We start from the raw sequence: 10,208 nt of genomic DNA, 5'->3' as shown, positions 1-10,208 counted from the left end.
GATGACGAGCACCTCGGCGTCGTCGCCGACGAGCCAGACGTTGTTGTCGACGTCGAAGTCCTGCCCGTCGAGGCTGAACACCCCGGAGACGACGGTCTTCTCGATGCGGGCGGTCACTTCTCGAACACCACCACGGAGCGCAGCACCTCGCCGCGGTGCATCTTGGCGAAGGCGGCCTCCACGTCGTCCAGGCCGATGGTCTCGGTGACGAAGTCGGCCAGCGGAAAGCGGCCCTGCCGGTAGAGGTCGGCCAGCATCGGGAAGTCCCGGGAGGGCAGGCAGTCGCCGTACCAGCTCGACTTCAGCGCCCCGCCGCGGCCGAACAGCTCGATCATCGGCAGGGTCAGCCGCATCTCCGGGGTGGGCACCCCGACCAGCACCACGCGCCCGGCCAGGTCGCGGGCGTAGAAGGCCTGCTCGAACACCTCCGGGCGGCCGACGGCGTCGATGGCCACGTCCACCCCGAACCCGCCGGTGTGGCCGCGGATGGCCTCCACCGGGTCGGTGGAGCGCGAGTTGACGGTGTGCGTGGCGCCGAACGCCTTCGCCCACGCCAGCTTCCGGTCGTCGACGTCGACGGCGACGATCGTGCTCGCCCCGGCCAGCGCCGCGCCGGCGATCGCGGCGTTCCCCACGCCGCCGCAGCCGAACACCGCCACCGACTCCCCGCGCTGCACGCCGCCGGTGTTGAGCGCCGCACCCACGCCGGCCATCACTCCGCAGCCGAGCAGCCCGGCGGCGGTGGCCGGGGTCTGCGGGTCGACCTTGGTGCACTGCCCGGCGTGCACCAGCGTCTTCTCGGCGAACGCGCCGATGCCCAGCGCCGCCGACAGCGCGGTGCCATCGGCCAGGGTCATCTGCTGCGCGGCGTTGTGGGTGTCGAAGCAGTACTGCAGCTGCCCCTTGCGGCAGGCGCGGCACTGCCCGCACACCGCCCGCCAGTTGAGCACCACGAAGTCCCCGACCGCCACGTCGGTGACGCCCTGCCCGACCGCCGCGACCGTGCCGGCCGCCTCGTGACCGAGCAGGAACGGGTACTCGTCGTTGATACCGCCCTCGCGGTAGTGCAGGTCGGTGTGGCAGACCCCGCAGGCGGCGACGTCCACGACGGCCTCACCGGGACCGGGATCGGGCACCAGCACCGTCTCCACACCGACCGGCGCTCCCTTGCTGCGGGCGACGACACCCTTCACCTCGTAGGCCATGACGGTGGAGCTCCTCTCCTGGGGGTGCACGGCGCGGCTCGGTCGCGCCGGCGGGGATGGGCCGCGGGTCTGCGGGGGTCCGCGGACGACGTCCCGGCTGCCCCTTGACCCTGCCCAGCGGCCACCCTAATGTGTTCGACGACTGATATACCAGTCTTCTGTTCCGTTTCATGACAGAAGGGACACCGGCATGGTGGTCCAGCTCGACGAGGCTCCGCCGGCCCCTGTCGCCCCCGGCAGCGGGCTCGACCGGTCGCTGGCCGACACCGACCCCGAGGTGTTCGAGGCGATCTCCGCCGAGCTGGTCCGGCAGCAGACCACGCTGGAGATGATCGCCAGCGAGAACTCCGCGCCCGTCGCGGTCATGCAGGCCCAGGGGTCGGTGCTGACCAACAAGTACGCCGAGGGCTATCCCGGCCGCCGCTACTACGGGGGCTGCGAGCACGTCGACGTCGTCGAGCAGCTGGCCATCGACCGGCTGAGGGCCCTGTTCGGTGCCGAGTACGCGAACGTGCAGCCGCACTCCGGCGCCCAGGCCAACGCGGCGGCCATGTCGGCGCTCCTGCAGCCCGGGGACACCATCCTGGGGCTGGACCTGGCGCACGGTGGCCACCTGACCCACGGGATGAGGCTCAACTTCTCCGGCAAGCTCTACGACGTCGCGGCCTACCACGTGCGGCCCGACGACCACCGCGTGGACATGGCCGAGGTCCGGCAGCTGGCCCACGAGCGCCGGCCCCGGCTGATCATCGCCGGCTGGTCGGCCTACCCGCGGCAGCTGGACTTCGCCGAGTTCCGGCGGATCGCCGACGAGGTCGGGGCCTTCCTGATGGTCGACATGGCCCACTTCGCGGGGCTGGTGGCCGCCGGGCTGCACCCCTCTCCGGTCCCGCACGCGCACGTGGTCACCTCGACCACCCACAAGACCCTCGGCGGCCCGCGCGGCGGCGTCGTCCTGGCCACCGCGGAGCTCGCCAAGAAGTTCAACTCGTCGGTGTTCCCCGGCCAGCAGGGCGGCCCGCTCGAGCACGTGATCGCCGCGAAGGCCGTCGCCTTCAAGCTGGCCGGCGAACCGGCCTTCCGCGAGCGCCAGGAGCGGACCCTCGCCGGGGCCCGGATCCTCGCCGACCGGCTGCTGGCGCCGGACTCCCGTGCGGCCGGGATCGACGTGGTCAGCGGCGGCACCGACGTCCACCTGGTCCTGGTCGACCTGCGCCAGTCGGAGCTCGACGGCCGGCAGGCCGAGGACCGGCTGCACGCGGTCGGCATCACCGTCAACCGCAACGCGGTGCCCTTCGATCCCCGGCCCCCGATGGTCAGCTCCGGGGTCCGCATCGGCACCCCCGCGCTGGCTGCCCGGGGCTTCGACCGGGACGACTTCACCGAGGTCGCCGACGTCATCGCCGAGGTGCTGCGGCCCTCCACCGCGGACGACCGGCTGGCCGGGCTGCGGGCCCGGGTGTCCCGCCTCGCCGACCGCCACCCCCTCTACCCCGACCTGACGGAGGTCCGGCGATGAGCCCCCGCACTCCCGGCGCGGACCTGCCGGAGCACCCGGACGCCCTCTGGCGGAACCCGGAGCCGAAGAGGTCCTACGACGTCGTCATCGTCGGCGGCGGCGGGCACGGCCTGGCCACCGCGCACTACCTGGCGAAGAACCACGGCATCACCGACGTGGCGGTGCTGGAGAAGGGCTGGCTGGCCGGCGGCAACATGGCCCGCAACACCACGATCATCCGGTCCAACTACCTGTGGGACGAGAGCTCGGCGATCTACGAGCACGCGCTGAAGCTGTGGGAGGGGCTCGAGGAGGACCTCGGCTACCCGATCCTGTTCAGCCAGCGCGGCGTGCTCAACCTCGCGCACACCCTGCAGGACGTCCGCGACAGCGTGCGGCGGGTGGAGGCCAACAAGCTCAACGGCGTCGACGCCGAGTGGCTGGAGCCCGACGAGGTCCGCAAGGTCTGCCCGATCGTGAACACCTCCACCGAGATCCGCTACCCGGTGCTCGGGGCGACCTACCAGCCGCGCGCCGGCATCGCCAAGCACGACTACGTCGCCTGGGGCTTCGCCCGTCGAGCCGACCAGGCCGGGATCGACCTCGTCCAGGACTGCGAGGTCACCGGGTTCACCACCGACGGCGACCGGGTGACCGGGGTGCAGACCACCCGCGGCACCATCGGCGCCGGCACGGTCGCCCTCTGCGCGGCAGGCCACACCTCGGTGCTCACCGACATGCTCGGCATCCGGGTGCCGATCCAGAGCCATCCGCTGCAGGCGCTGGTCTCCGAGCTGCTCGAGCCGGTGCACCCGACGGTGGTCATGTCCAACGCCGTCCACGTGTACGTCTCCCAGGCGCACAAGGGCGAGCTGGTCATGGGGGCCGGCGTCGACTCGTACAACGGCTACGGCCAGCGCGGGGCCTTCCACGTCATCGAGCGCCAGATGGCCGCCGCGGTCGAGCTCTTCCCGGTGTTCGCGCGGGCACACCTGCTGCGCACCTGGGCCGGCATCGTCGACACCAGCCCCGACGCCTCGCCGATCGTGGGCCGGACCGCCTACGACAACCTGTACCTCAACTGCGGCTGGGGGACCGGCGGCTTCAAGGCCACCCCCGGCATCGGCTGGGCACTGGCGCACACCATCGCCCACGGCGAGCCCCACCCGACCGTGGCGCCCTTCGGCCTCGACCGCTTCGTCACCGGCGCGCTCGTCGACGAGCACGGCGCCGCCGCCGTGGCCCACTGACCCAGGGAGTCCTCCGGTGCAACTCATCCCGTGCCCGTGGTGCGGCCCCCGCGAGGAGGCCGAGTTCTCCTACGGCGGCCAGGCCCACGTCCCCTACCCGGACAGCCCCGCCGAGCTCTCCGACGAGGAGTGGGCGCACTACGTCTTCTTCCGCGCCAACCCCAAGGGCCGCTTCGCCGAGCGCTGGAACCACGGCGCCGGCTGCCGCCGCTGGTTCAACGCGATCCGCGACACCGCCACCTACCGCTTCGAGCGCGTCTACCGCCTCGACGACCCGAAGCCGGGCGTGACCGAGCTCGCGAGGTCACGCGAGGAGGGAACAGCCCCGTGACCAGCCCGTTCCGCACCCCCGAGGGCGGCCGCATCGACCGCGCCACCACCGTCGAGTTCACCTTCGACGGGGAGACGCTCACCGGCCACCCCGGCGACACCCTGGCCTCGGCGCTGCTCGCCTCCGGCCGGCACCGGGTCGCCACGAGCGTCAGGCTCGGCCGGCCCCGCGGCGTCGCCGCCGCCTGGGCCGAGGACCCGGGCGGCCTCGTGCAGATCGAGGAGCCCTTCCCCGAGCCCATGCTGCTGGCCACCACCGTCGAGCTCCACGACGGGCTGGCCGCCCACGGCCTGCCGGGGCAGGGCCGCCTCGCCGACGTCCCCGACTCCGCCCGCTACGACGCCGTCCACCACCACGTCGACGTGCTCGTGGTGGGCGCCGGGCCCGCGGGCCTGGCCGCCGCGCTCACCGCCGCCCGGGCCGGCGCCCGGGTCGCCCTCGTCGACGAGCAGTCCGAGGCCGGCGGCTCGCTCCTCTCGGGCACCGAGCGGCTCGACGACGCCCCGGCCCTGCAGTGGGTCGCCGCGGCGGTCGCCGAGCTGGCGGGCCACCCGGACGTGCTGCACCTGCAGCGCACCACCGCCTTCGGCAGCTACGACGACGGCTTCGTCCTGGCCCTGGAGCGGCGCACCGACCACCTCGGCGCCGCCGCGCCCAAGCACGTCTCCCGGCAGCGGGTGTGGCGCATCCGGGCGCGCTCGATCGTCGTCGCGACGGGGGCGCACGAGCGCCCGGTCGTCTTCGCCGACAACGACCGACCGGGCACCATGCTCGCCGGTGCCGCCCGGACGTTCCTGCACCGCTACGGGGTGCTCCCCGGCCGCGAGGCCGTCGTCTTCACCACCAACGACAGTGCCTACGACGCCGCCCTGGACCTGTCCCGCGCCGGGGTGCGGGTCCAGGCGGTGGTCGACGCCCGGCCGGAGGGATCGCCGCGCCGCGGGGAGTGCGAGCACGCCGGCCTCCGCGTCCTGTCCGGCGCCGTCGTCACCGGCACGCGGGGCACCGAGCGGGTCACCCACGCCCTCGTCGCCCCGTTCGCCGACGGGCAGGTCGGCGCCTCGACCGCGATCGGCTGCGACCTGCTGCTGGTCAGCGGGGGCTGGAACCCCGCGGTGCACCTGTTCAGCCAGGCCCGCGGCCGGCTGCGCTACGACGAGGTCCTCGGCGCGTTCCTCCCCGGCGAGGAGCTCGACGGCCTGGCCGTCGCCGGCTCGGCCGCCGGCGTGTTCGACCTGGCCGGGTGCCTGGCCGACGGGCAGCGGGTGGCCCGCGCCGCGCTGAGCGCGCTGGCCGTCCCGCCGGCGGCCGACGACCGGCTGCCCGCCGCCCCGGCGCCCGTCGTCCCGGCCGCGCCCGTGGTGCTGTGGCGGGTGCCGGACACCTCCGGTGCGGAGGGGACCACCTCGTTCGTCGACCTGCAGCGCGACGCCACGGTCGCCGACATCGTCCGCGCGGTCGGCGCGGGCCTGCGCTCCCTCGAGCACGTCAAGCGGTACACGACCATCGGGACGGCGCACGACCAGGGCAAGACCTCCGGCGTCCTCACCTCGGGGATCGTCGCCGAGCTGCTCGGGGTCCCGGTGCAGGACACCGGGACGACGACCTTCCGGCCGCCCTACACCCCGGTCGCCTTCGCCGCGCTGGCCGGCCGCGACCGGGGCCGGCTGTTCGACCCCGAGCGGGTGACCGCCCTGCACGAGTGGCACGTGGCGGCGGGCGCGGTCTTCGAGGACGTCGGCCAGTGGAAGCGTCCGCGCTACTACCCGCAGCCCGGCGAGGACATGGCGGCCGCGGTCCTGCGGGAGTGCGCCGCGGCCCGCACCGGCGTCGGGATCCTCGACGGATCCACCCTCGGCAAGATCGACGTCCAGGGCCCGGACGCCGCCGTCCTCCTGGACCGGCTCTACACGAACCTGATGAGCAGCCTGAAGGTCGGCTCCGTGCGCTACGGGGTCATGTGCGGCGTCGACGGCATGGTCATCGACGACGGCACGGTGCTCCGCCTGGCCGAGGACCGCTTCCTCGTCCTCACCACCACCGGGGGCGCGGCCACGGTCCTCGACTGGATGGAGGAGTGGGTCCAGACCGAGTGGCCCGACCTGCGGGTGCACTGCACCTCGGTCACCGAGCAGTGGGTCACCTTCCCCGTGGTCGGTCCCCGCTCCCGCGACGTCGTCGGCTCCCTGTTCCCGGACGTCGACGTCTCCACCGAGGCGTTCCCGTTCATGACCTGGCGGGACACCGCCCTCGAGGGAGTGCCGGTCCGGCTGGCCCGGATCAGCTTCTCCGGCGAGCTGGCCTACGAGGTCTACGTCAACCCCTGGTACGCGGTGGCGGTCTGGGAGCGGCTGCTCGAGGCCGGCCGGCCGCACGGCATCACGCCCTACGGCACGGAGACGATGCACGTCCTCCGCGCGGAGAAGGGCTACCCGATCATCGGGCAGGACACCGACGGCACCGTCACCCCGCACGACCTGGGCATGGCGTGGGCGGTCTCGAAGAAGAAGCCCGACTTCATCGGCAAGCGGTCCTTCACCCGCCCGGCCAACGCCGACCCGCTGCGCAAGCAGCTGGTCGGGCTGCTGCCCGTCGACCGGCAGACGGTGCTGCCGGAGGGCTCGCAGATCGTGGAGTTCCGCGCCGACGGCGAGCTGCCGCCCCCGCCGGTGCCGATGCTCGGCCACGTCACGTCGAGCTACCGCAGCGCCGAGCTCGCCCGGCCCTTCGCCCTGGCGCTGGTCAAGGGCGGCCGGGAGCGCATCGGCGACACCGTCCACGTGCCCGTGGGCGGCACCCTCGTCCCGGTCGAGGTCACCGGGGCGGTGCTGGTCGACCCCGAAGGAGCCCGTCGCGATGGCTGAGCTGCTGCGCACCCACCCGCTGCAGGCGTGGGCCGGCGCCTTCGAGCGCCTGCCCGACACCGTGCGGCTCACCGCCGAGCCGTACGTCGCGATGGTCGACGTCCGGCTGAGCGCCGTCGGCGCCGAGGCGTCGGCCGCGCTCGGCCTGGACCTGCCCACGGCGGCCAACACCTGGGTGCCGACCGACGACGGACGCGCGGTCTGGCTCGGCCCCGACGAGTGGCTGCTGACCAGCACCACGGAGGCTCCCGAGGAGCTCGAGGCCCGCGTCCGCGCGGCGGTCCTCCCGCTGGGTGGCTCGGCGGCGGACGTCTCCGCCCAGCGGATCGGGCTCCGGCTGACCGGCGCCCGGGTGCGCGACGTCCTCGCCACGGGCTGCTCGATCGACCTGCACCCACGCGTGTTCGGCCGGGGACGCAGCGCACAGACCACGCTCGGCCAGGCCGGCGTCGTGCTGCTGTCCCTCTCCGACGGCGGTGACGACCACGTCGTCCTCGTCCGGTCCTCCTTCGCCGGCTACCTCGCCGACTGGCTGCTCGACGCGGCCCTCGAGTTCACCCCCACCACCGCCCGTCAGGAGTAGAGCCATGCCCACCACGCCTCGTGTGGTCGTCATCGGAGCGGGGATCGTCGGCGCCAACCTGGCCGACGAGCTGACCGCCCGTGGCTGGGACCGCGTCACCGTGGTCGACCAGGGGCCCCTCCCGCTGACCGGGGGCTCCACGTCGCACGCGCCCGGGCTGGTCTTCCAGACCAACGCGTCGAAGACGATGACCGCCTTCGCGAGCTACACGGTCGAGAAGTTCCTGGGCCTCGACGTCGACGGCGCCTGGTGCTTCAACCAGGTCGGCGGACTGGAGGTCGCCACCACGCCGGAGCGGCTCGCCGACCTGCACCGCAAGCAGGGCTGGGCCACCTCGTGGGGCGTCGAGGCGCAGGTGGTCGACGTCGACGAGTGCGTGCGGCTGCACCCGCTGGTCGACCGCGACCGCATCCTCGGCGGCCTGCACATCCCCAGCGACGGCCTGGCCAAGGCGTCCCGGGCGGTCGTCGCCCTGGCTCGCCGCGCCGAGGCGCGGGGCGCCCGGTTCCAGGGCTCCACCCGGGTGACCGGCATCGAGCAGGCCGGTGGCCGGGTGACCGGCGTCCGCACGTCGGACGGGGTCATCCCCGCCGACCTGGTCGTCTCCTGCGCCGGCTTCTGGGGCGTGGAGCTCGGCGCGATGGTCGGGATGGACGTCCCGCTGCTGCCGCTGGCCCACCAGTTCGTCTGGACCGGCCAGGTGCCCGACCTGGTCGGCCGCAACGACGAGCTCAGCGAGGCCAGCCTGCCGATCCTGCGCCACCAGGACCAGGACCTCTACTACCGGGAGCGCGCCGACCGCCTGGGCATCGGCTCCTACGCCCACCGGCCGATGCCGGTCGACCTGCGCGAGCTGCCCCAGGGGGACGGCGTGCGGGAGTCGTCGATGCCCTCGATGCTGCCCTTCACCGAGGAGGACTTCGCCCCGGCCTGGGAGCAGAGCCGGTTGCTGCTGCCCTCGCTGCGCGCCTCCAAGATCGACACCGGCTTCAACGGGATCTTCTCGTTCACCCCGGACGGCGGCCCGCTGATCGGGGAGTCGCGGGACGTGGCCGGCTTCTGGATCGCCGAGGCGGTCTGGGTCACCCACTCCGCCGGGGTCGGCCGGGCGGTGGCCCAGCTCCTCGTCGACGGCCGCTCCGAGATCGACCTGCACGGCTGCGACGTGCACCGCTTCGAGGACGTCCAGCTCGCCCCGGAGTACGTCAGCGAGACCTCCCAGCAGAACTTCGTCGAGGTCTACGACGTGCTGCACCCGCTCGAGCCGCGGCGGTCCCCGCGCGACCTGCGGGTCAGCCCCTTCCACGCCCGGCAGCAGGAGCTCGGCGCGGTCTTCCTCGAGGCCGCCGGCTGGGAGCGGCCGCACTGGTACGAGGCCAACGCACACCTGGTCGACGAGCTCCCCGCCGAGTGGGTGCCGCCGGAGCGTGACGACTGGTCGGCGCGGTACTGGTCACCAATCGCGGCGGCCGAGGCGTGGCGGACCCGCACCGCCGTGGCCCTCTACGACATGACGCCGCTCAAGCGGCTCGAGGTCAGCGGCCCTGGCGCCCTGGCCCTGCTGCAGCGGCTGACGACCGGCGAGATGGACAAGTCCGTCGGGTCGGTGACGTACACGCTCGCCCTCGACGAGGCCGGTGGCATCCGCAGCGACCTCACGGTGGCCCGGCTGGGGGAGCAGCTGTTCCAGGTCGGCGCCAACGGCCCCCTCGACCACGACCTCCTCCTGCGCGAGGCGCCGGACGACGGCAGCGTGCAGGTCCGCGACGTCACCGGCGGCACCTGCTGCATCGGGCTGTGGGGTCCGCGCGCCCGCGACCTGGTCCAGCGGGTCAGCGCCGACGACTTCACCGACGACGGGCTGAGGTACTTCCGCGCCACGCGGGCCCGGATCGGGGGAGTGCCGGTCACGGCGATGCGGCTGTCCTACGTCGGCGAGCTCGGCTGGGAGCTCTACACCAGTGCCGACCACGGCCGGCGGCTGTGGGACGTGCTGTGGCGGGCCGGTCAGGACCTCGGTGTCGTCGCGGCGGGCCGGGCCGCGTTCACCAGCCTGCGGCTGGAGAAGGGCTACCGCGCCTGGGGCCACGACATGACCACCGAGCACGACCCCTACGAGGCCGGTCTCGGCTTCGCCGTCCGCAGGAAGAAGCAGGGCCACGTCGGCCAGGCGGCTCTCGCCGGGCGCAGCGCCGACACGGTGAGCCGCCGGCTGTCCTGCCTGACGGTCGACGACGGCCGCAGCGTCGTCCTCGGCTCCGAGCCGGTGTTCGTCGACGGGCGGCCGGCGGGCTACGTGACCAGCGCGGCCTTCGGGCACACCGTCGGCCGGCCGATCGCCTACGCCTGGCTGCCGGCCGCGGCGACGGTCGGCACGGGTGTCGAGATCGAGTACTTCGGCCGCCGCATCCCGGCCACCGTCACCGCCGAGCCGCTCGTCGACCCGGAGATGACGAGGATCCGGCGCTGACGGAGGA

Annotated in this window: 7 protein-coding genes; 6 read left to right on the top strand and 1 reads right to left on the bottom strand. The window is 73.8% G+C overall.

Features of this window, described 5'->3' with window-relative positions:
• Nucleotides 1-113: 113 nt before the first annotated feature.
• Nucleotides 114-1,205, bottom strand: coding sequence for an S-(hydroxymethyl)mycothiol dehydrogenase (locus CHC04_RS20150; protein ID WP_089405725.1), 1,092 nt, complete (start codon nt 1,203-1,205; stop codon nt 114-116).
• Nucleotides 1,206-1,395: 190 nt separating this feature from the next.
• Here CHC04_RS20150 and glyA point away from each other — a divergent pair, with 190 nt between their 5' ends.
• From glyA to CHC04_RS20120, 6 genes are read left to right on the top strand one after another with little or no spacing between them, the layout of a single operon-like run.
• Nucleotides 1,396-2,724: a serine hydroxymethyltransferase gene (gene glyA / locus CHC04_RS20145; RefSeq protein WP_089405724.1), complete on the top strand. Its 1,329-nt coding sequence runs from the start codon at nt 1,396-1,398 to the stop codon at nt 2,722-2,724.
• The gene (locus CHC04_RS20140; RefSeq protein ID WP_089405723.1) at nt 2,721-3,953 is read left to right on the top strand and encodes a sarcosine oxidase subunit beta family protein; all 1,233 of its coding nucleotides are present in this window, start codon (nt 2,721-2,723) and stop codon (nt 3,951-3,953) included. Before glyA ends, CHC04_RS20140 begins: the two co-directional genes overlap by 4 nt.
• A 16-nt stretch (nt 3,954-3,969) precedes the next feature.
• Nucleotides 3,970-4,284: a sarcosine oxidase subunit delta gene (locus CHC04_RS20135; protein ID WP_089405722.1), complete on the top strand. Its 315-nt coding sequence runs from the start codon at nt 3,970-3,972 to the stop codon at nt 4,282-4,284.
• A complete protein-coding gene (locus CHC04_RS20130) occupies nt 4,281-7,148 on the top strand; it encodes a 2Fe-2S iron-sulfur cluster-binding protein (protein ID WP_089405721.1) in 2,868 nt (955 codons plus the stop codon). The genes CHC04_RS20135 and CHC04_RS20130 overlap by 4 nt, the downstream gene beginning before the upstream one ends.
• Complete coding sequence (locus CHC04_RS20125) at nt 7,141-7,731, top strand: sarcosine oxidase subunit gamma (protein WP_089405720.1); 591 nt, start codon at nt 7,141-7,143, stop codon at nt 7,729-7,731. Before CHC04_RS20130 ends, CHC04_RS20125 begins: the two co-directional genes overlap by 8 nt.
• A 4-nt stretch (nt 7,732-7,735) precedes the next feature.
• Nucleotides 7,736-10,201, top strand: coding sequence for a GcvT family protein (locus tag CHC04_RS20120; RefSeq protein ID WP_089405719.1), 2,466 nt, complete (start codon nt 7,736-7,738; stop codon nt 10,199-10,201).
• The last annotated feature ends 7 nt before the right edge of the window (nt 10,202-10,208 follow it).

Origin of the sequence: Geodermatophilus saharensis, assembly GCF_900188205.1 — a bacterium.
Classification (GTDB): Bacteria; Actinomycetota; Actinomycetes; order Mycobacteriales; family Geodermatophilaceae; genus Geodermatophilus; species Geodermatophilus saharensis.
The sequence above is the reverse complement of the archived record's forward strand: the minus strand, read 5'-3'. Positions and strand labels throughout refer to the sequence as shown.